This window comes from Rhodococcus sp. IEGM 1341 (assembly GCF_030056895.1).
Classification (GTDB): domain Bacteria; phylum Actinomycetota; class Actinomycetes; order Mycobacteriales; family Mycobacteriaceae; genus Rhodococcoides.
Map to the genome: position 1 here is coordinate 21051 of NZ_JASHKV010000001.1, position 22537 is coordinate 43587.

Consider the following 22537-nt stretch of genomic DNA (forward strand, 5'->3'; position numbering starts at 1 on the left):
AGCGGTGGTTACGTCTTGTCGGACTGGCTGTGACCGCGATTTGGTCAGCGCACGATTCGGTCGACAGACTTGAGGACAGGGGAAGAATGGTCGATATTGTCGCGATACATGGCATTAGCCAGCACCGCTCGTCTCGTACCGCAATGCACGACGCATGGCGGACGGCCGCAGTAGAGGGATTGCGAAACATCAGGAGCCGCCACGCGGACTCGTTGACTCTCGAATGTGCCTTCTACGGTCACCAATACAATGACGGTAAGTTGCTCGGCGAACTGCACTACGGTGCGGTGGACTTGCATTGCGGATTCGAATCGGAGCTCGCGTTCGCGATCGCGGAGGCATTGAACGACGATGGCGACGCATCAGCGCAAGACCCGAAGCTCTACTTGCCCGGTTCGTTGCAGCGGGTACTCGCGGCCATCCAGGCATCCAACCTCTTCGAAGGTCTCGATACCTTACTGATCTCTTACGTCAAACAGGTACGTCGTTACCTCGAGGATCCTGTTTTTCAATCAATGGTCGCCGCTGAGGTCGAACAGGCAATGTCACAGTCGCCTCGTCTCGTCGTCGGTCATTCGCTCGGCAGTGTCATCGCCTACGACTGGCTACAACGTAATTCGGTCAAGAATCCACCGGCTTTGCTGACGATAGGTTCTCCACTCGGCCTTGCGAGCATTCGTAGACGGCTCCGTCCGCCACTGGTGGAGCCACGATGGCCAGGAAACGTCCGATCTTGGACAAATATTGCGGCGGAGCATGACGCGGTCGCGATGGTCAAGGAACTCGGACCGACCTGCCATCCGGCAATCGACGACCAACCGTGCACCAATCCCCGCCGCGGCGCCCACTCGGCCCTTAACTATCTGACGAATGTGCAAACCGCGCGTGCTATCCACCAGGCTCTCGAATGACGGCAGGTCTTTTTTGCCTGTCCGGAGTCAAGACCTACACCTCGGAGGCCATCGACAACCTCGACGGGGTGCCGGAAGAACTTGACGCGATGCGGAAGGCCCTGGCCGGCCTCGGTTTGACAGAGCTTGCACCGTTCACCGGACAGGAGCGTAGCCATCAGGCACTCCAAACTGCACTCCATAAATGGGCACGCAACGGCGACTCGACTGGTCGCGAAACCCTGGTGATTTACTGCACCGGCCACGGCATGGTTGCCAACCAGACTGACTTCCACCTCGTATCGCCAAATGGCAACGTGTATTCGCCTGAACTCCTGCTGACCGCAGCGGCCGAACGCGCGTCCCTGGCCCAGATTGTGCTCATTCTGGACGCTTGCTTCGCTGGCCAGGGCGCTGACTCGTCCGTTTCCCACATGCGAAAGTCGCAATCCACTACATCGCGAGTCGAGTTCTGGGCGATCGCGTCGAGTCAGCGTCTACAAATTGCGTCGCAACGCACCTTCGCCTACGCATTTGTGCAGGCGTTGCAACGCCATGCCATCCCATCGTGGTCTGTCGAGTTTTTGAATCCTGCCGACCTTGCCTCGACGGCCAACAGCGCCCTAGGAAACAAACAATCAGTGTGGATTGCTGCTGCACACTCGTCGGACGGATGCCGCGCGCTACCCAACCCGTCCCACCAACCATCAGATGTGCCAGTAGGTCTGCCTATGAGCAGTGATTGGGCGGGCCTGGCGCGCGGTGTCTCGACAGCGAGCAGGGCAGGCGCGTTTTTCACGGGCCGTAAGGAGGCCCTACACACGTTGCGGCAATATGTCAGCGGTTCCGACGCCCGATCGGCCGTGGTCGTCACCGGCACGGTCGGCTCAGGTAAGAGCGCGCTCTTGGGGCATCTGGTCCTCACCGCCACCGGCTCAACGGCGCTGACCAGCGCGAGTCGACTAATATGGCCAAAGCTTTCGACCCAATTCATCACCGGATGGGGTACACCTAGCGCTGTCATTCGACGGCTCGCTGTGCAGCTCGGGGTGCCAGGCGGCTCCATTCGTGACGTGGCCTCGACACTGAAGACTCTGCGCGAGCCGATCACTCTTGTGCTGGATCAACTTGCTGAGTCCCGCGACGATTCCTGGGGCGAAATCATCTCACTTGCGGCCCTTCCCGATGTTCGCATGGTTCTCGGCGTGCCAATAGGCTCGGCGTTACATCCTGACGACACTGCAGACGTCATCGATCTCGACGAACATGCCGCCAGCACACGGGCCGACGTCCGCGCATATCTAGAGTTGCGATTTCGTCTCGCGCACCCCGACGCGTCGGAGTCGACGCTGTTAGGACTCGTTGACGACGCCGAGGGGTGGGGCCCGGGTTTCGCCGTCGCAGTCGCGGGATGCGAAGCCTACGTCGACACCCTCTCGACCGCTTCGCACAAAGCAGCCGCACGAGCTGCGATGTCCGCGGCTACCAACGCGGCCCGCAAGATCTGCCGCGCCATCTTGCGCCCGGACTTCGGGGAAAACGGTGGAATCGTGATTGATTCATTGGCGGCGTTGTGCTCGTTCGACGACTCTATCGCCGTACCGGCGCGAGAATGGGCGGCCGTGGCGTCTGCTTCGTCTGGCTCGGCAATCACTACCGAGGCGGTTGCCGCTGCCGGGTCGCGACTTGCTCCGTACGTTGAACACGCACCAGGACCTGACGGGATTGATCGTTGGCGAAGCATGTCCAATCCGTATCATTGGACGGAACGACGTGGGTTGGCGGACATGGAGCGAGCCGAGTACTTTCTCGCCAAGCTCCCCCAGCTGCACGACCTGACGCATGTTGATTGGTCCCGAGTCGACCCGTCCGTTCAGCTATTAGTCGCATGGGTCGCAGCGCTGGAATCGGGAAGTGGCAGACTCCTTGACGACCCCGATTTTCTGCTTAATGCACCGGCCTACGTTGTCTCCGCTGCCATTCGCAGACTGGGCGACATCGCCGACCGTACTCGGCGATCACTTCTCGCGCGCGTAGTACCACCGACGGGCAACCTCATTGACCGTGCCTTTCTCCTCGACATGGGGGCACATCGTTTCGAACTGCCCGTCGTTTCCGCGGCTATGAAAGCAAGGTATCGACCTTCCCACGAAATCGGATGGATGCAATCCGGCCGCCCCCGCGCCAAGCACTTCGCGACACTCATCACCGATGCGACCGCTTCCGTGGCGGTGACTGTCGACGAGAACGACACGCTCGAATTCTGGGATACCGAATTTGGACAGTCTCTGCGGCCACCTGTGCGGCTGGCCGAAGTTCCCTTCTCGATCAGCGTCGCGCGCCTCTCCTCCGGGGTCGTAGCGCTCGTGTCGACATGGCAAGGCCAGATTTGGTCGATCGCGTGTGACAGACAAGAAGAGCCCATCCTCAGGGATGAACTCGTCCCGCAACGAAAATCACATACAGGGCAAAGTCAACTCCAGCTTGCGCTGCACGACGGTGGCACCGTCTTCATTGCAGTGGGTGGTCGGGTATGGAGCACCACGATCGATACAAGGGAGCGCTTGCGGTCCGTCGCCAGAATCGAATCCGATCTCCACTCCATTGTCGCGGCTGGATCGACGAAAGACCCGTCTGCATGGATAGTGACAAACACCGGGCGCATCCGACGACTGCAAATTGGAAGCGAGGTCGAACCCCCGGTCAGTCACTTCCCGATGCTTCATAGTCCGCTGCTGGCTGCGGCCTCGCGCGATGGAGCGAAGGCGTTGGTGGTTGACGCAGCAGGCGGTATGCGGGTGTACAGCGCGGACCAGGACGCTCTGCCTCTCGACGGTGCACGCCCGCGGAACATTCGCGCAGCCGCGGTCGGACCTTCATCGGCCGTCGTTGCAGGGGGCCCCATCGGAGGTCGCGGATGGATGCAGGTTCACTCATTGTCTGGATCGGAGGGAACAATCAATGTCCCACTCGATGAGCCGCCCATCGGAGTTGCTGTGTTGAAACAGGGTGACCTCCTCGTTGCTCGCCCGTCTGGATTGCTCACCGTCGCGTTGAACTCTTCTGGCACGCAGAGTCCTCTGCCTCTGTCTAGCGATGTCAGCGGAATCGGTAGCCGAACATGATCGCCACGGAGCCGACGCGGAGCGCTGCAGCCAAAGTTCCGCGCGACCAAGTGACGATCGGACTTATGCTCATCCGGGCACTCGTCGCTGGCGATGTCGGCTACGATGTGGCCTGGCCGGCTATCGCCGACTTCTACTCGACCGTCGTACAACCGCTTCTCGAAGGCGACACACCCGATGCCAGCGTCAAGGAACTGATCGCCTGGTGCTGCGCGGCGGCAGACATCAACGAAATCGACGACATTACGGATGTGCTGGATGCCGAGACGGTGCCAGAGGACGTGCTTTTTGGCCTCTGGGAGCTGGCTGACCTGGTGAAGGCTGGGGCGGCGACCTCATTGGTGACTCCACCGACCACAGGCCCCGACATTCTCGTCGAGCAGCCGAACGGCCAATACGTGTTACTCGAAGTACAGGATGGCGGCCGGGGATGGAGTGAGCAGCTGCCGGAATCCGTAGACCGCGCCGTAAAGGCTGCACTCCGCGCGACGCTGTCGCCGTTTCCATCCGTCTTTCCGGCGGACTGGGTTGGCGACGCTGAGGGTCCCCCGTCCGTGTGCTGGGCGCCGGGCATCCCCTTCGCCGCTCCCGCGGTTGCGCTGCCAATCGCGTTATGGCACATCGGTCAAATCGCGGGACTCGGCAAGCCAGAGGTGCTTTGTGCCGGCGACCTAAGCTCTGATTTGTGTCACCCAGTAGTCGGGCGCGCCCTGCATGCGAAAGTGCGCGCCGCCAAGGCGCTGGGCCGACCTTTCCTCGCTCCGACTGAATCCGGTTGGCGGCTCTTCCTCTCAAACGAAACCGAAACATCGCTAGATGGTTCGCTCTCTCTCGACTCAGCGGCGGCAGCAGTCTGGGGCCAGGAATGGTTGCGGTGGAAGCGCGACCGACATGCCGAGGAGTTGTCAGCCGCGGGCTGGCGGGTGATCGATTGGCGCGTAGTGCCCGGTCATCCCGCACTCCGTGATATCGATACCAGCCAGACCTTTGCGCTCAAGCAGCATTTCAGCGATGGCCGCCTGGGACCAAAGACTGCCATTTTGGGCGGCACGCCGAGGAGCGGCAAGAGCACCATCGTCCGTCGACTCGCCACCAGCCTGTCTAGCAGCAAGAGAAACGCCCGAGTGGTTCAGGTGATCGAGCACAGCGAAAACCACGAACTACCAGACAAATTCGAAGCGGCAACGGTGGCGACGCACGCTGTAGGTCTGCTCGAAGGCCGGATTGAGCACCCATTGCTGGTGTTCGAGAATCTCCAGCCAATCAGCGCAGGCGACGTCGGCGAGGTTCTGCGGCACGTATCACGCGAGCTTGGTATATCTGTCCTGGCCGTCGTACAGGACAGCGAGGACTCCCCGACTGACTGGAACTCGCAGGGCGTATTCGTCGCGACATCGGTCGTAGGCACGGTCGCGCGGCGCCGGTTCGTGGAGGATTTGACAAGAGCAGACGGCTCGCTCGACCCTGACGCGGGCCGAACTCTGCTTGCAGACGACCGTGGCAGTGACCTCAGGCGGATCACCCAGGTGATGGCTGGGCAACAACCCGACGCCCGGCTGGCTGAGCGCTTCGCCCAACTCGCTAATTCCGAGCGCGACCCGCTAGTGCTGGCGGCGGCCCTGAGCCTGATCCGCTGCAGGATAGCCGCAGACCAACTCGAGACATTGGATCACAACGATCGAACGATGTTCGGGCTCGAGACTGACTCGTCGACCTTCACCGTCCAGCTTGCGGGGACAGACGACTGTCATCAGCTGCTCGACCTGTATCGCGATGAAGTGAACGATCCGCCGGCACAGACCAAACCGCAAGTGCAACAACGAATTGAGACGATGTCCGGTCTACTCGTACCGGTGCTGGTATCTGCTCTTAGCGAGAGTAGCGGTGAGGTGGCCTCGCTGCTGCTGGGGTCACGTCTCTACCACCGCGCACTTTGCGAGCAATTGTTGCTGCAGTTGGAGGACGACGATCTGCTGGCTGGGTGGTGTTCGGCGGCGCCGCTGTTGTCTGTTGTGCGAGTGCTGGAACTAGTCGAACTACCCGAACAATCAGAACAGACGTTACTGGAAAGGTTGTTGGCCCGCATCGACTCCAGTTCGGAGCTCTGGCAACCGACACGTCTGCTCACCTTGGTACGGGCCGTTCAGAGTAGCTCATGCCCCGTTTCCGAACAGGCGCTGGACGAGTTCGCTCGATGGATTGTCAGGGCCGTCGACGACATCCTCGCTAAGCAGGTCGGTCATCCGGAGGAGCGCTTTGCCCTACTCGTCGAATTGGAAAGATTCGACAGTGACGCGGTCAAACGTGTCGTCGCCGAGCGTATCCTCGATGTCCTGGGTGGATTGCGGGCTGAAGCTGTGTCGAGTTACCGGCTTGTCCGAAACGTAGAGATCATGCAGCGCAGGCTGCTTTGGAAGGCACCCGAGGACACTCAGGACTTTCCGATCGCCCAGGAGCTCGCGGTGCAGCAACTGCTGCAAAAGGAGCCGGCCGAAAAAACCGGTGTCGGGGGGCTTATCGAAGCGATGTGCCTACGCCAACACCTCGAAAGAGCTGACATTGACCTCCTTTTGCCCGATTACGAGGTGGCGCTGACAGCGGCGATGAGATTTGCCAGCGCCGCTGAATTGACTGATGCGCTGAACAGCGTCCGCGCAACCAGCCCATTTATCTGCAACCGGATCCTGAGTAGGTGGCCGAACTTTGCACGTCTTGCCAATGGCCTCCTGCGTCGATCGGGACCGATGGACGCCGCAAACTTGCTACGAGCAATCTCAAATGCACAATCGCTGATCGCGGCACGCTGTTTGTGCGGCACCGGTGGAGAAATCGATCTCCAGTTGGTGAGCCGTTTCGCTCGCGACATCGTCGCAACCAGGGATCCGCTTGGCACGGGCCTGTTGCTATCCGTGACGCACTCTATCGGCAGCGACTTCTACTCCTGGAAAAGCTCTTTCGCGACTGAGCTGGCGGAGGAGATTGGCGTGGACACTGTTCGGAAGATGGCTGGCGACCCACGTCTGTCTGCGGGCTACTACCTTGTGAAGGGCGTATGGGTCGCCGGGGCAAGCTACCGCGGTGAGATCCTGGACGTCGTCATCGAGCAAGTTGTGCGATCGATCCATCGCGGTCGAAAGCATTGGGGGGCGGAGATTGCTCTTCTGCTCGCCGCCGACCAGGAGTTCGGTGAGTCGGCCTTCGAGCGCATTCGACAGCAGACGCCGTCGGAAGTGATAGTGCAGGGAATGTTTCGCGGCAGCACAGCTCAAAGCCGGGTGATGTTTCACCGTCTTGGCCGTGTCCTGCATCCGGAAGTACCGGCGATGTATCGCGATCAGTGGGAAATGCACGCCTTCGTGGACGGTCTCAGCACGCCGGCACCCGCTGCCGCACTGGCGGTTTGTGCCGAGGTCGCAAAGACCCTCCTCGACGCCGATGTGCCAGACGCGGGTCCCGCGATATTCGAAGCGAGCGGTGGAGCCGACGTGTGGGCCAATCGTCTTGCACACGAACGGAATCCCGGCCGATTCGCCCAGTCGTTAGATAACATAATCGCCCTCAGCCCCGTCGGCGCTCGCGAGGTGGTCGACCGCCTCGGCGCGAAGCCAAGCCGCTTCCGTATCCGCGACCACAACCTCGATGCACTCGCTGCGCAGGTGCGCTTCGCGCTGCTGAACGACGCACCCGCTGGATCAAGAATTGTTCGCTCGATCCACATGGTCAAACCCGAACTTTCACAGGGGCTGTTCGACGAACTCTTCGAGGACGATCACTTGATGTACGTCGTCAACGGCCAACTCGTTAGTCTCCAAGATCCGGTGGATCAAGCCATTGCGGCACGTAACTTTGCGCTTGCGGGCTTGACTCGAGGCAGTCCCCACGGCAAGTGGATCAATGCCATCTACAACGCGAGGGTGCAGACCATTGGGCTTTTCGCATCGCCGCAACGCGTGGCCGACATTGTGCGCATGCTTGAAACGTGGGACACCCACTGGGGTGCAGCGTCTGCCAACAACATCGATCTTGGCCGACTCGGTCGTCGTATCCGGCTCGGTAAGTCCAGCGACCTCGCACCCAGCGTCCGTCTATTGCGAACGCTATGCGCGCTGGGCCGAATTGCCCCCGCAGCGCAGATTCTTGACGATCTACTGGCGGCTGACCTGGCGGATATCGCACGGCCTGCTAGCTTAACGACGCTAAGTCAACTGGCCGACGTCGTGAACAGACTGAAGCCAGACGCTACGCCGCGGATGATGCGTATCCTGCGCGACAAAGTAGATCGAAGCGTTGAGCGGTCTGTCCTGATTGACGAGCGGAAATTCTGGCAAGAGGTAGGACACGCGCTTTGGATATTGCGGCACACCCCGGGAGGTCGTGCGTTCGCCCACCCGATCGGTGAGCCACAGATCCATCCGAATGCAGCGCACAGTTCGGTGGTCGCGTGGGTCGCAGCACAAGTTAACCAGCCGGGGTGGGGAGGCGACGCGCTTGGGCGAGTTCAGGATCGGCTGATTCGGCGGCAAGCCATACTCAGCCCCGTTGATCAGGCTCACTTGCTATTGGCGACCGTCGACGGATGGTCACCCGAATTACGGACCGCGGCCGGTCTTACTAGCCTGGCGGGACTTCCGTTCTGGATGCTGCGCCTGCTTTACCAACAGGCCACCAACGATTTGGAGATCGACCGCCTGCTCACTGCCGCCGAGCCCGGGATCCGCGAAAGGGTGAACCAGGGTGTCGCCCGCCCAGATTGGGATGCTTTTCACGTTCGCTTGAACCTCAGCGGGCGCGACTTCCGGCGGGCCGCCCATGCTGAATAGGTTCTGCATCAAGTTACATGTCTGAACGCGGGAGTGATGCCGCTGCGCTTGACCGGCGCAGTCGAGTGAATCCAAAGTCACATCTGCGCCTTTGTACAGTCACCGCGCAGCTTTGTGATCAATTCGAGCCCTTGTTCGCTAGATACCGGCTACTTCGATTACGCCGGGACCACGCTGGGACCACACGTAATGAGCGTTGCCGCGCGACCTGCGCGTCCGTGAACGTTGCGCACGATGCTCGCAGCGCCGGAAACACCGACGAACTGGGCAAACGCGCTACCTTCGCTTCCTGGGGGTCAAGTGGTCGCAGGTTCAAGTCCTGTCAACCCGACACCTATATGCAGTTCAGAGGCGGTTTCGGAGAACTCCGGAAAATCTATTCTGTCTGAGTGCCGAGGGAGTGTCACTACTCGTTTCTTAAACGGTCGAACTTGACGCTGAGGCGGTGGCCAGACTGTGTCCACTGGCGTCCAGAAATCTGCGTGTGTAAAGCGAATTGTCAGCGGTCACGTAATTCCCCAGTCTTGAGGGGGTGTCCGTCACGTAATTCCTCACCCGCTGTCACGTAATTCCCCACCCTGGGGCGTGTCGGTGCGGGGTTCGGGTGCTGCTCAGGTTCGCTCCTGACACGGGTCCTACCAAGGGCTCGTGGAAGGGGCCTGAGGTGGCAAGGAAGTCATTCACCGTGAACGATCTCATCGAGATGTTCCGACACTGGAACGCCGGCCGATCCCAAGTCGAGATCCATCAGGCGCTGGGCATCGACCGCAAAACCATCCGCAAGTACCTTCAACCAACAGTGCGCGACGGTATCGAACCGACACCGGAAGAGGTGTTCGACGAACAGCTCTGGCGTGAACGCATCGACCGCTGGTTCCCGGCACCGTCCGATCCCGTGTCCGTGGCCATGAAAAAGTACCCACTGGTGGCCAGGTCGAGGTCCCCACTGGTGGCCAACTGAAAGTCCCCACCCCGTGTTCGTCGTGTCGATCAGGAACTCGAGGCCCGAGCGGTGACGGTGAAGGTGCCAACCACACACCGCACCGCCCGGGGAGTTCCATTGAAGTCTGCGAAGGAACGCATGGACATCATTTCCGCTTACCGCGAAGTCGGGTCGTATCGAGGAGCCGCCGAACTCGTCGGCACCACCCACAAGACCGTCAAACGCACCATCGACAAATTCGAAGCCGACCAGGCCGGCGCCACACCACCGCCGCGGGCCGAGCGTGAACGCAACTACGCCGCCGTCACCGACCTGGTAGCCGAACGGGTCGACAAATCTCAGGGCCGAATCTCCGCGAAACGGATCCTGCCGATCGCCCGCAAGGCCGGCTATGCAGGATCGGACCGCAACTTCCGCCGCCTGGTCGCCGAGGAGAAGAAACGGTGGCGCACCGACCATCACCGCGGCCGACGGCCCGCGGTATGGGCACCGGGTGACTACCTGATCATCGACTGGGCCACTGTCGGCGGACTGCACCTGTTCTGCGCCGTCATGGCCTACTCGCGATGGCGGTTTGCTGCCTTCGCCACGGACGAGAAAGCAACCACCACAATGGCATTGATCGCCGACGCACTTGACGCTGTCGGTGGTGTCCCGCGCAAGGTCCTCGCCGACCGCATGGCATGCCTCAAAGGCGGGGTCGTTGCGAACGTCGTCATTCCCACCCCGGACTACGTCCGGTTCGCTGCTCATTACGGGTTCGCACCGGACTTCTGCCACGCGAACGACCCACAATCGAAAGGCGTCGTGGAGAACCTCGTCGGCTACGCCCAACGCGATCTCGCTGTCCCGGTGCTCACCGAAGCAGCCATCGCCGGCACCACCGTCGATGTCCACGCAGCCAACGCCGCCGCCAGGGTGTGGTGCACGGAAGTCAACGCCAGGGTGCATTCGGAGATATGCGCGATCCCGAACGACAAACTCGACCAAGAGAGCGTCGCCAACCAACAACTTCGCCTTGGCGTCGCGAGAGTTGTTGTCACCGTTGCCATCACTCCGACTGGAGATCGGCCCACCGCCGGTGACCCGCAAAGTCGATCGCTTGTCCTGCGTGCGGTTCGCGTCCGCACGCTACTCCGTGCCGGTCCGGTTGATCGGCGCGACGGTCACCCTCGTCCAGACCGAGGGACGGTTGGTGGTTGTCGAGCCGGCCACCGGTGAGGTCGTCGCCGAACACAACCTGGGCCAGCCGGGCACCGCGTCGGTCCTCGACGAGCATTACGGCGGTGCCCGCCCCGCACCCCATCGCGGTCCCAGGCCGAGAACAACTGTCGAGCAACAGTTCTGCGCACTCGGACCCGAAGCAGAAGCATTCCTCGTCGGAGCCGCCGCGATCGGCAACACCAGGCTCGGATCCGAGCTCGAGATCCTGCTGGCACTCGGTGCGGCACATGGCACCGAACTGTTGGTGGCGGCGTTGACCCGGGCGGTGGCGTTCCGTCGATTCCGGGCCGCGGACGTCCGATCGATTCTCGCTGCCGGTGCCGGAGCGCCACAGCCCAGGCCAGCCGGAGACGCGTTGATTCTGGACCTGCCGACCGCACCGACACGCTCCCTCGATGCCTACGCCATCCGGACCCCTGCCGCCGATACGCAGGTGCCGTCATGACCGACACCACCACCACTGCACGCTCTCCGAAGACTGCTGCGCCCCAGCATGTTCCCGAGCTCGCTGCTGATCTCGACACCGGACTGCGGCGCCTGAAACTGGCTGCGATCCGCCGGACCGCACCGGAGGTGTTGATCACCGCGAAGACGCAACGCTGGACCCCGGAAGAAGTGCTGCGGACGCTCATCGAGTCCGAACTCGCCGCACGTGATGCCTCCAACATCGTCAACCGACTCAAAGTAGCCGCGTTCCCGGTGACGAAAACATTGGAGTCCTTCGACGTCGCAGCGTCGTCGATCCAGCCGAAGGTGTTCGACTACCTGTCCAGCCTGGAATGGGTTCGGGCACAATCGAACCTGGCGATGATCGGACCTGCCGGGACAGGCAAGTCGCATACCTTGATCGGACTCGGTGTCGCCGCCGTCCACGCTGGACACAAGGTCCGCTACTTCACCGCCGCCGATCTCGTCGAAACCCTGTATCGCGGATTGGCCGACAATACCGTCGGCAAGATCATCGAATCACTGCTGCGGGTCGACCTGATCATCATCGACGAAATGGGCTTCGCCCCGCTCGACGACACCGGCACCCAGTTGCTGTTCCGTCTCGTCGCCGGTGCCTACGAACGCCGCTCGCTGGCGATCGGATCGCACTGGCCGTTCGAGCAATGGGGCCGGTTCCTGCCCGAACACACCACCGCCGCCTCGATCCTCGACCGGCTGCTCCACCACGCCACCATCGTCGTCACCGACGGCGAGTCCTACCGCATGAAAGACGCACAACACCGAAAGGACCGCCCCTGAAAAACCCGAAACATCAACACGGGGTGGGGACTTTCACCTGGCCACCACCGGGGACTTCAACTTGGCCATTGACATCCCGCAGCCCGCGCCTTGACGTGGGAACACATCGCACCGCACCACGAGTGGATCACCGAACAACTCGAGGTCCCGGTCACCGTCGCGACCATCGCGCAGCGTCTACGCGACGATCACCACGTCGATGTCTCCGAGTCGACCGTACGACGCTACATTGCAACAACATTCGCCGAGCAACGGCTCGAAGAGAAGGTCACCGTCCCACGCGGGGCTGTCGAACCGGGCAGTGAAGCGCAGATCGACTACGGCAAACTCGGTATGTGGTTCGACCCGGCCCTGGGCCGCCGCATCACCGTGTGGGCGTTCGTCATGATCCTGGCGTGCTCACGGAAGATGTTCGTTCAACCCGTGTTCCGGATGGATCAAACATCCTGGAACGCCTCCCACGTCGCGGCGTTCGAGTACTTCGGCGGCGTCCCCGCCCGGCTGGTCTGCGACAACCTCAAAACCGGTGTGGAACGACCAGATCTCTACGACCCGATGATCAACCCCGCCTACCAGGAGCTGGCGAGCTTCTACGGCACCCTCATCGATCCCGCCCGGGCCCGCAAACCCAAGGACAAACCCCGCGTGGAGCGGCCCATGCCCTACATTCGTGACTCGTTCTGGGCGGGCCGCGACTTCACCTCACTCGAGCAGATGCAGAGCGCGGCATTGCATTGGGCCACAGAGGTATACGGGCACCACCGGCACCGCTCACTCGACGGGGTTACGCCGTCGGCGATGTTCGAGGCGGTCGAACAATCCGCTCTCGCCCCACTCCCGGCGCGCCCGTTCGAGACCGTGCAGTACTCGGTGGGCACCGTCGCACCGGACTGCCACGTCAAAGCAGGCAAAGCGTTCTACTCGGTGCCGTGGCGCTTGCTCGGACAGAAGGTCACCGTCCGCACCGCCGGAGACATCGTCCAGGTCTTTCACGGCGACGCTGTCGCCGCCACCCACGTTCTGCATCTGAGCGGGCGGTCGACGAACTTCGAGCATTACCCACCACACAAGGTCGCGCACACGTTGCGCAGTGTCACCTGGTGCCGCAGTCAAGCCGAGCAAATCGTTCCCGGGGCAACGAAAGTCATCGAGGAGCTGTCCTCGGTCAATGCCATCCACCGGCTCCGCGCCATCCAAGCGATCATCCGGCTCCGCGACAAATATCCCGACGACCGTCTCGATGCCGCATGCACCCGGGCACTCGAACTCGACGACGTGCACTACCGCACCATCAAAGGACTCCTCGTCGCCGGAACCGAACACGGAGACCGGCCCGCCGATCAACCCTCCGTACCACCACCGCCTGCGCTGCTCCGCGGACCCGACGCGTTCGACACCGCGCAGAGCGCATGACCATGCCGTCATCTACTTCTGTTGCACTGCAACAATATTCGATAGGAAGGACACCGCGATGACCATCCACGACCCATCCCTGCGGACCGCACTGAAAACGTTGAAACTCACCGGAATGCTCGACACACTCGACGCCAGGCTCGCTCAAACCCGCGACGGTCAACTCGGACACCTGGAATTCCTGCAGGTGCTCTGCGAAGACGAAATCGCACGCCGCGAATCCGCCGCCCTGACCAGACGAGTACGGCGAGCGAAGTTCGAGCAGGCCAACACTTTCGAGGACTTCGACTTCACCGTCAGCCCGAAACTGCCCGCAGCGATGCTCCGCGACCTCGCCGCTCTGCGGTGGCTCGACGCGGGCGAATCGGTCATCCTCTACGGACCGGTCGGTGTCGGGAAAACCCATGTCGCACAGGCACTCGGCCATCAAGTAGCCCGACGCGGTGGAGACATCAGATTCGTCAAATGTTCCCGCATGCTCGCCGACCTCGCGGGCGGACACGCAGACCGCACCATCGGGCAACGCATGCGCGAATACACCCGGCCCCACGTACTGATCATCGACGACTTCGCGATGCGCGAGCACACCACCACCCAATCCGATGATCTCTACGACCTCGTCTCCGATCGCGCCATCGCCGGCAAACCCCTGATCCTGACGAGCAACAGAGCCCCGAAAGATTGGTACCCACTGTTCCCGAACCCCGTCGTCGCCGAACCTCTCCTGGACCGACTCATCAACACCAGCCACCAAGTCCTCATGGACGGGCCGTCGTATCGACCCCGAAAACGACCCGGGACCAAGACCACCTGACAACCGAGTCCGTCACCGATATCCTCACCTCAGTAGCTCCGGACCTGGGGAATTACGTGACAACTACCCCTGGGGAATTACGAGACCGTCGACACGAATGGACCTGAGCGGACGGAGCCACTTGATTCAGCTGGTTCGCAGTCAAGCAGCTACAGAGTCCGGCGGCGGCAACCGGACCACGTCTCGGTCGTGTCGTCTGCCATGAGCATGGGACCAGCGTGACCTGATTTCTGCCAGGGTGATGGGACCACTTCGATTGCCAGTTATGGGACCACCGGCGCGCCTTGCCGGTGGTTGACGGCGCTCAGTGAAAGTGCCCAGATCTGATCTCTGAAAGTGCTCACCCGTGTGGCTCCGCCAATGAGGGCGGGCCTCCTCCGATGCTGATGGTCTCTGACCACACACCAGCGTCCCGAAGGAGACCCGCGATCTCATGCTTACATGGGAAGAGGACATGGAGATATCCGCACTGCACAAACGAGGCATGTCGATCTCGGACATCGCCCGCCACACCGGCCGCAACCGCCGCACCGTCCGCAACTACATCAACGGCACCACCACCCCAGGTGTGCGACGAAAGTCCACGACGGACCCGTTCGAGGACTTCGTCGACTACATCCGCTACCGATTCACCGAGGACCCGCACCTGTGGGCGGTCGCCCTGTTCGACGAACTGTTGGCCCTGGGTTTCGCACTGTCCTATCCGACGATGACCCGCAAGGTCCGGCAACAGAAACTACGCCCGATCTGCCTGGCCTGCAGGACCGCAACCGACCGAGCCAACGCCATCATCGACCACCCACCGGGTGAAGAAACGCAATGGGACTATGTCGATCTCCCGAACCCGCCGACTGAATGGGGTTGGGGCAGAACAGCACACCTGTGGGTCGGTTCGCTCGCACATTCGGGTAAGTGGCGGGCGGTGTTGACCCCGTCGATGGATCAACCGCATCTGGTCGACAATCTCGACCGCGTCTCCCGCGCTCTCGGCGGCATCACCCGAGTCTGGCGTTTCGACCGGATGGCCACGGTCTGCTACCCAGAGTCCGGTGCGGTGACCGCCAGCTTCGCCGGCGTCGCGAAGCATTACGGGGTCTCGGTCGCGATCTGCCCTCCGCGGCGAGGGAACCGCAAAGGCGTCGTGGAGAAAGCGAATCACACTGCAGCGCAGCGATGGTGGAGATCGCGACCGGACATGAGCGTCGAGCAGGCCCAAGCTCATCTCAACAACTTCTGTGCCGTCATCTCCGACAGTCGCACCCGCCACACCCCGAACGGGACCAGCACCGTCGCCGACCTCGCAGCGGCCGAACCCTTGCAGGCACCGCCGGCGACCGCGTATCCGGTGATCCTCGGCGACAGTCGGACGGCGTCGCGGCAAGCGTTGGTGTCCTACCGCGGCAACCAGTACTCCGTGCCTCCGGAGTTGGCGTCCGCGCAGGTCACCGTCACCCGCCCGGTCGGTGGTAGTCATCTCGACATCGTCACTGCCTCCGGCATCACTGTCGCCAGGCATGCGGTCGCAGCCGACGGTCTCGGCATGATCGTCCGCGACAGCGGTCATGTCGTCGCCCTCGAACGGGCCGCGATGGCGACCGCGAACACCGGTAAACCGCACCGCCGCAAGGAACGGATACCGCCAGGTCCTGATGCGCTGAACGCAGCGGAAGCGTTGCGTGGCAGAGACCTTCAGAGTTCGCTCACCTCGGATGCCGAATCCAGTTCTACGGCAACACCATCGGATGTCATCGACCTCTCGACCTACGAGCGGGCTGCACGGGGAAGGAACACTCTCACATGAGTGACACACCGACACCACGGACCGCTGCCGATCATCTTCCCGCACCGAACACCGCGGAAGCCGCGAGCCTTTACCAACGTTTGCGCGGGCATCTCGGGGTCCTCAAACTCGCCGACGCCGCCGAAGCGTTGCCGGCGGTCCTCGACCAGGCCGCGGCGGAGGAGCTGTCGATGACGGCGGCGTTGGAGCGGTTGCTCTCGATCGAGGTTGCTGCCACCGAAGCGCGGCGGTTGGCAGGCAGGTTGCGGTTCGCGTGCCTGCCGACCCCGGCATCGCTCGAGGACTTCGACTTCGACAATGCCGCCGGGGTCGACAAGAAGCTGATCGATGAGCTCGCGACCTGCAGATATCTGGAGACCGCGACCAATGTGCTGCTCATCGGCCCGCCCGGGGTCGGGAAGACGCATCTGTCGGTCGGGCTGGCGCGGGCTGCTGCGCATGCCGGGTATCGGACGTATTTCACCACCGCCGCCGATCTCGCCGCTCGATGTCACCGGGCTGCGATCGAAGGTAGATGGGCGACGACGATGCGGTTCTATGCCGGGCCGACACTGTTGGTGATCGACGAACTCGGGTATCTGCCTTTGCCGGGAGAGGCGGCGTCGGCGTTGTTTCAGGTTGTTTCGCAACGGTATATGAAGACATCGATCGTGATCACCAGCAATCGTGGTGTCGGTTCGTGGGGAACGGTTCTCGGTGACGACACCGTCGCAGCAGCCATGCTCGACCGTCTCCTGCATCGGTCGGTAGTCCTCGATATGTCCGGTGATTCCTACCGGCTCCGCGACCACAACGCACGCTCGGAAAAGCTCCGCAAAGCCGTCACCGGGACCCGTCAACCGCTACAGTGATCACCGCTACCGGGTGAGCACTTTCGCTGAGCGAAGTTGAGCACTTTCGACGAGCGCCATCATGGTCCCGTCGTTTGCTCGTTCGATCGTCTGTGACAGCACAAAGTCCGTCACGGAGGTCGGTGAGCATGGCTTTTCGGGAGATCAGTGTGAACGAAATCAGAGAAGTACTACGGCTGTGGCTCGGGACGGCGGCACTGCCAGCTCCGGGGCTGCGCACGATCGCCGAGCATGCCGGTGTGGATCGTAAGACGGTCCGCCGTTACGTCGAGGCAGCCCAAGCAGCCGGCCTGACCAGAACCGACGATGCCGACGCGGTGAGCGATGAGGTGATCGCAGCTGTTGACGGCGCTCATCGAAATCCCCCACTGACGCTCACTGAAATTCCCCACCCGTGTGGCACCGCCAACGAGGGCGGGTCTCCCCGGATGCTGATGGTCTCTGACCACACACCAGCTACCCGAAGGAGACCCGCTCCTCATGCTTACACGGGAGGAAGACGTGGAAATACACGCCCTGCATCAACGAGGCTGGAAGATCGCCGACATCGCGAGACACACCGGCCGCGACCGCAAGACCATCCGGTCCTACCTCAACGGGACCACCACCCCCGGAGTGCGTAAACGCAGCATCCCGGATCCGTTCGAGGTGTTCCTGGCCTACGTCATCGCACGCCTGTCCGAGGACCCGCACCTGTGGGTTCGCACGTTGTGCGACGAGCTCGAAGACCTCGGATATTCGATGTCGTATCAAACGCTGCACCGCAAGATCCGCGAGCTCAAACTCCGTCCGATCTGCAAAGCCTGCCTGACCGCAACCGAAAGACCCAACGCAGTCATCGATCACCCGCCAGGTGAAGAGACCCAATGGGATTGGGTCGATCTACCCAACCCGCCCGCCTCCTGGGGGTGGGGTTCGATGGCGCATCTGTTCGTTGGAACGTTGGCGTGCTCGGGCAAATGGCGCGGGGTCCTCGCACCGAACATGACCCAACCGCATGTCGTCGACGGACTCGACCGCATCTGCCGGGGCCTCGGCGGAGTCAGCCGAGTCTGGCGGTTCGATCGGATGGCGACAGTCTGCCACCCCGACTCCGGTCGCATCACGGCCAGCTTCGCGGGCGTCGCCAAGTATTACGGTGTCTCCGTTGCCATCTGCCCACCCCGCCGCGGCAACCGCAAAGGTGCGGTAGAGAAGTCCAATCACACTGCAGCCCAACGGTGGTGGCGCACAGTCGCCGACGATCTGACCGTCGAGCAAGCCCAAGCAAGCCTCGACCGGTTCTGCAGTCTGCGCAGTGACACCCGGCTGCGACCCACGAAAGACGGGAAGGCGTCGGTGGCGACGATCGCCACCACCGAGGGGTTGCATCCGATGCCCGCGGCTGCATATCCAGCGATCCTGACCACCGACCGCGTCGTCTCGCGCCAAGCGCTGGTCTCCTATCGCGGCAACCGCTACTCGGTCCCACCCGAACTTACCTGTGCCGCTGTGACAGTGACGCACGTCCTGGGCTCCGATGTCATCGACATCGTCACCACATCCGGCATCACCATCGCCCGACATCGTCTCGCTGCCGATGGCACCGGGGCGATGGTCCGCGACCACGGCCACATCTACGCCCTCGAACAAGCAGCGATGGCGGGTGCGAACACCGGCCGTCCGCACCGCCTCAAAGAACGAATCCCCACGGACCCGACGCTCTCGCTGCCGCCGAGAAGCTCCGAACCTCGGCCGAATCAACACTGTCCTCCAGAGATGGACGGCGCGAAAGCGGCTGTCATGCAGCTGAATCCACTGATACAGCCGCGGTCATCTACGACCTGTCGATCTACGAACGGGCCGCACACGGAAGGAACACCCTCTTATGGCCGACAAGAAAACAGGCGACCGGATGCCGGCACCGAACACAGCCGAAGCAGCGAGTCTCTATCAACGTCTTCGCGGGCATCTGGCGGTCCTGAAACTCCACGATGCCGCCGAAGCGTTACCCTCGGTCCTCGACCAAGCAGCAGCGGAGGAGCTGTCGATGACCGCGGCGTTGGACCGGTTGCTTTCGATCGAAGTCGAGGCCACCGAGGTACGCCGGTTGACCGGACGACTGCGGTTCGCATGTTTGCCGACACCGGCGTCGCTCGAGGACTTCGACTACGACGCCGCCGCGGGTGTCGATCGCAAGCTCATCGACGAGCTCGCGACCTGCCGATACCTCGAGACGGCGACGAATGTGCTGCTCATCGGCCCGCCCGGAGTCGGGAAAACGCATCTGTCGGTCGGGCTCGCGAGGGCTGCTGCGCATGCCGGGTATCGAACATATTTCACTACCGCTGCTGATCTCGCTGCCCGCTGCCATCGAGCTGCGCTGGAGGGCCGGTGGGCGACGACGATGCGTTTCTATGCCGGCCCGACCCTGTTGGTGATCGACGAACTCGGCTACCTTCCACTGCCCGGTGAGGCTGCATCGGCGCTGTTTCAGGTTGTCTCGCAACGGTATATGAAGACATCGATCGTGATGACGACCAACCGTGGAGTCGGATCGTGGGGCGAGGTGCTCGGTGACAACACCGTCGCAGCAGCGATGCTCGACCGGCTCCTGCATCGCTCCGTCGTGCTCAACCTCGACGGCGATTCCTACCGGCTGCGAGACCACAACGCCCGATCGGAGAAGCTCCGCAAAGCCACCACCGGAACCCGCCAACCACTACAGTGAAGACCGCTCACGAGTGGGGAATTTCGGTGAGCGCGGTTGGGGAATTTCGCTGAGCCTCGTCACAGAATCGATTTCAGAACATGTACCTGTGGGCCGGTGAACAGCGGACACGGGGTTCACTGCGATTCGCAGAACACCCGGCTCAAGAGGCCAATGATGGACCTGAGTGCATCCAGTTGAATTGTCATCTCTTGTACAGATCATCCGGGGTTCGAGTCCCTGATGGCGCACAAAAACGATCCCCTCGCCAGCGGAAACGTAGGTAAGAGGGGCGTCTTTTGCGTGGCCCCCCGGCGGTCTGGGTATGAGACCGTCGTGGGTCGGTGATTCGGTCACTTTTCGCAATGGTGGACCCGTATGGTGTGGGGACTTCGGTGCATCCAGCCGATGCATTCGGTGTTTAAGCGTGCCTCGAGCGTGTCACTACTCGGTTGAACTGGGGGGTGTCCCTATGGTGTCAGTCAAGCTGCGTGAGCTGCGGGCGCTTGGAATAGGGTCTTGTCCTCGAGCATGGCGGACAGGACGTCGCATCGGCGGCGGGCGAGGCAGATGAGGGCTGCGTTGTGTTTCTTGCCTTCGGCTCGTTTGCGGTCGTAGTAAGCGCGACTGGTGGGGTCGTGCAATGCGGCATAGGCCGAAAAGAACAACGCGCGTTTGAGTTTGCGGTTTCCTGATCTCGCTGGGTGCTCACCTCGGATCGAGGTGCCGGATCGGTGGGTCACGGGTGCGATGCCCGCGTACGCGGCGAGGTGTCCTGCTGATTTGAATGCCGAACCGTCACCGACTTCGAGACGGATGCGTGCTGCTGTCCTGACTCCGATGCCTGGCATCGAGATCAGGACCGAGAAAAGAGGGTGGGCATCGAGCATCCTCTCCACGTCCACAGCGATTGTTTTCCGTTGCTGCAGTGTCTCTTTGAGCGAGTCCGCCAGTTTGGGTAGAACAGTCTCGGCAGCCGCGGACCCGGGCACCACTACCGTCTGAGCGTTGAGTGCGGCCTAGATCTCCGCAACCAGTCTTGCCCCCATCCTGGGTGCGTTTTTGGCGGCGATAGCGGTCAGTTTCCGTTTACCAGCAGTGCGGATGCCGGCGGGGCCACCGCAGCGGGACAGGATCTCGAGCACTGCCGGGTCTGCCGGGTGTGTCACATGCGGTCCGAGGACTCCTTCGAGCGCGGGGTGAAGGGCGGTCAGCAGTCCGCGGATTCGGTTGCTGATGCGGGTTGCTTCACCGGCGAGATCGTCATCGAAACCGATCAGCACATCCAGCTCGGCGAGTGTGTCATCGCCGGTATCGACTTGCCGCAGCGTGTGGGGCATGGTCCGGGCCGTGTCGGCGATGATGAACGCATCCCGCGCATCAGTTTTGGCTTGCCCGGAATCCAGATCTGCGATTCGGCGCATCGACAGACCTGGAAGGTACGCGACCTGGTGCCCGCAGGAGCGGGCGACGGTGACCGGCAGGGCGCCGATCGTGTTGGGCTGATCGACGACGATCAAGAGCGACCCGCGTGTGGCGAGGCGGTCGAACACTGCGCGCAGGCGGGCCTCCTCATTGGGTAGGGCTTTGTCGTAGAGACGGGTTCCGTCGACGGCGAGACCGACGGCGTGATGTTCGGATTTTCCCACGTCGAAGCCGCAAAACACGGCGCAACTCGTGTCCATGAAGCAGTCCTTCGTCCGGTTACCTCCGGTCGCCGATCCGACGTCAACACCCGACACCCATGTTATGAAGAGACCTGCTCACGATCATCGGTCCGTCGACGCCACCACACTCGGCGACACCACCCCCGGATCATTGATGGCAGGGGCGAGAAGTCATACCGGGTCTGGCGACCGTATCCCTCGGTTTTAAGGACCAGCTAAAAGATAACGGGCTGGGGGAACGACGTGAACCGGTTCGGACAAAAATGCCTGTTCAGGCCAGTGCGGTGCGTCCGGGCGGGACCATCGAAGTATCGTCGATCTAGCTGGGGGGTCAAGTGGTCGCAGGTTCAATCCTGTTAGCCCGACACATTGCAGGTCGAAGACGCCACGACTACTTGGATGGAAGCTGCAGGTGGTGCGGGCAACCGTTCGGACAGCTCCGCCTCGTCAGTGGCCCATGACATTGCCGGCAGGCATCTGAACTGCGCAGTCGGTCAGGTTGACCCCCGAGCGGTACGGGTGTCGATAGTCTCCAGTCGGGTGCTGGTTCGAGAGGTCACTGCTCTAGGGCATCATGGGCCTATGAGCGATCCCGAATACCTCGCCACATTGCTTTCTGCGATCGATGGGGAGATCGCGCGAATCTCTGCCGCCGAATCAGGCTCTGACGAACAGGCATCGGCTATCGACGATGCGGCCGATGCCGTCTTCCGGTTGCGCGAGAAGGTCAAGGCCGGCTACTCCGGCAAGAAGGCCTACTACCTCGCGGCGTCGACCGATCCGAAGGGGATCAGGGTCGAGGGAATTTCTGCCCTGCACGGTAAGCGTGCCCACGAACTGGTCCGAGACGGTGGTTGGATGCACGCGGATTCCACCACCGTCCTCGAGGCTCTCGATGACGACCGAATCAGTCGGTATCACGCCATTGCGGGACGTGGGGTCGCACAGACGTTTCGCGACTCACGTGAATACTTGGCGGCGGCAGTAGCTCTCGCCGATAAGTAGTCCGAAGGGGTAGCACGTCGAGGCAGCCGAACCCGTCGACGGTAGAA

At 62.1% G+C, this 22537-nt stretch carries 10 protein-coding genes and 4 pseudogenes; 13 read left to right on the top strand and 1 reads right to left on the bottom strand.

The window, feature by feature from the left end:
• Positions 1-86: 86 nt before the first annotated feature.
• From QM615_RS00120 to istB (QM615_RS00180), 12 genes and pseudogenes are all read left to right on the top strand, one after another.
• The gene (locus tag QM615_RS00120) at positions 87-911 is read left to right on the top strand and encodes a hypothetical protein (protein ID WP_149405672.1); all 825 of its coding nucleotides are present in this window, start codon (positions 87-89) and stop codon (positions 909-911) included.
• Complete coding sequence (locus tag QM615_RS00125; protein ID WP_283346908.1) at positions 908-4015, top strand: hypothetical protein; 3108 nt, start codon at positions 908-910, stop codon at positions 4013-4015. The genes QM615_RS00120 and QM615_RS00125 overlap by 4 nt, the downstream gene beginning before the upstream one ends.
• Positions 4012-8835: a hypothetical protein gene (locus tag QM615_RS00130; RefSeq protein ID WP_149405674.1), complete on the top strand. Its 4824-nt coding sequence runs from the start codon at positions 4012-4014 to the stop codon at positions 8833-8835. Before QM615_RS00125 ends, QM615_RS00130 begins: the two co-directional genes overlap by 4 nt.
• Before the next feature lie 685 nt (positions 8836-9520).
• Entirely contained in the window at positions 9521-9796 is a 276-nt protein-coding gene (locus QM615_RS00135) for an integrase (RefSeq protein ID WP_188078606.1), read from the top strand.
• 99 nt (positions 9797-9895) lie between these two features.
• Positions 9896-11447: pseudogene (gene istA, locus QM615_RS00140) on the top strand (IS21 family transposase).
• On the top strand, positions 11444-12250 hold the full coding sequence (istB, locus tag QM615_RS00145; protein WP_149405675.1) for an IS21-like element helper ATPase IstB: 807 nt from the start codon (positions 11444-11446) through the stop codon (positions 12248-12250). Before istA (QM615_RS00140) ends, istB (QM615_RS00145) begins: the two are co-directional and overlap by 4 nt.
• A 75-nt stretch (positions 12251-12325) precedes the next feature.
• Positions 12326-13663 (top strand): annotated as a pseudogene (gene istA, locus QM615_RS00150) (IS21 family transposase); the annotation flags it as partial.
• A 58-nt stretch (positions 13664-13721) separates the two neighbouring features.
• Entirely contained in the window at positions 13722-14477 is a 756-nt protein-coding gene (gene istB, locus QM615_RS00155; RefSeq protein ID WP_149405676.1) for an IS21-like element helper ATPase IstB, read from the top strand.
• Between the two features lie 433 nt (positions 14478-14910).
• Positions 14911-16278, top strand: coding sequence for a Mu transposase domain-containing protein (locus QM615_RS00160; protein WP_149405677.1), 1368 nt, complete (start codon positions 14911-14913; stop codon positions 16276-16278).
• The gene (gene istB, locus QM615_RS00165) at positions 16275-17129 is read left to right on the top strand and encodes an IS21-like element helper ATPase IstB (RefSeq protein WP_149405678.1); all 855 of its coding nucleotides are present in this window, start codon (positions 16275-16277) and stop codon (positions 17127-17129) included. Before QM615_RS00160 ends, istB (QM615_RS00165) begins: the two co-directional genes overlap by 4 nt.
• A 480-nt stretch (positions 17130-17609) precedes the next feature.
• Positions 17610-18854: pseudogene (locus QM615_RS00175) on the top strand (IS21/IS408/IS1162 family transposase); the annotation flags it as partial.
• A 142-nt stretch (positions 18855-18996) separates the two neighbouring features.
• Positions 18997-19839, top strand: coding sequence for an IS21-like element helper ATPase IstB (istB, locus tag QM615_RS00180; protein WP_149405679.1), 843 nt, complete (start codon positions 18997-18999; stop codon positions 19837-19839).
• Positions 19840-20300: 461 nt separating this feature from the next.
• Here istB (QM615_RS00180) and QM615_RS00185 read toward each other — a convergent pair.
• Positions 20301-21503 (bottom strand): annotated as a pseudogene (locus tag QM615_RS00185) (IS110 family RNA-guided transposase).
• A gap of 564 nt (positions 21504-22067) precedes the next feature.
• On the opposite strand from QM615_RS00185, the gene QM615_RS00190 reads away from it, so the two are divergent.
• Positions 22068-22490, top strand: coding sequence for a phosphate acetyltransferase (locus QM615_RS00190; protein WP_149405680.1), 423 nt, complete (start codon positions 22068-22070; stop codon positions 22488-22490).
• The last annotated feature ends 47 nt before the right edge of the window (positions 22491-22537 follow it).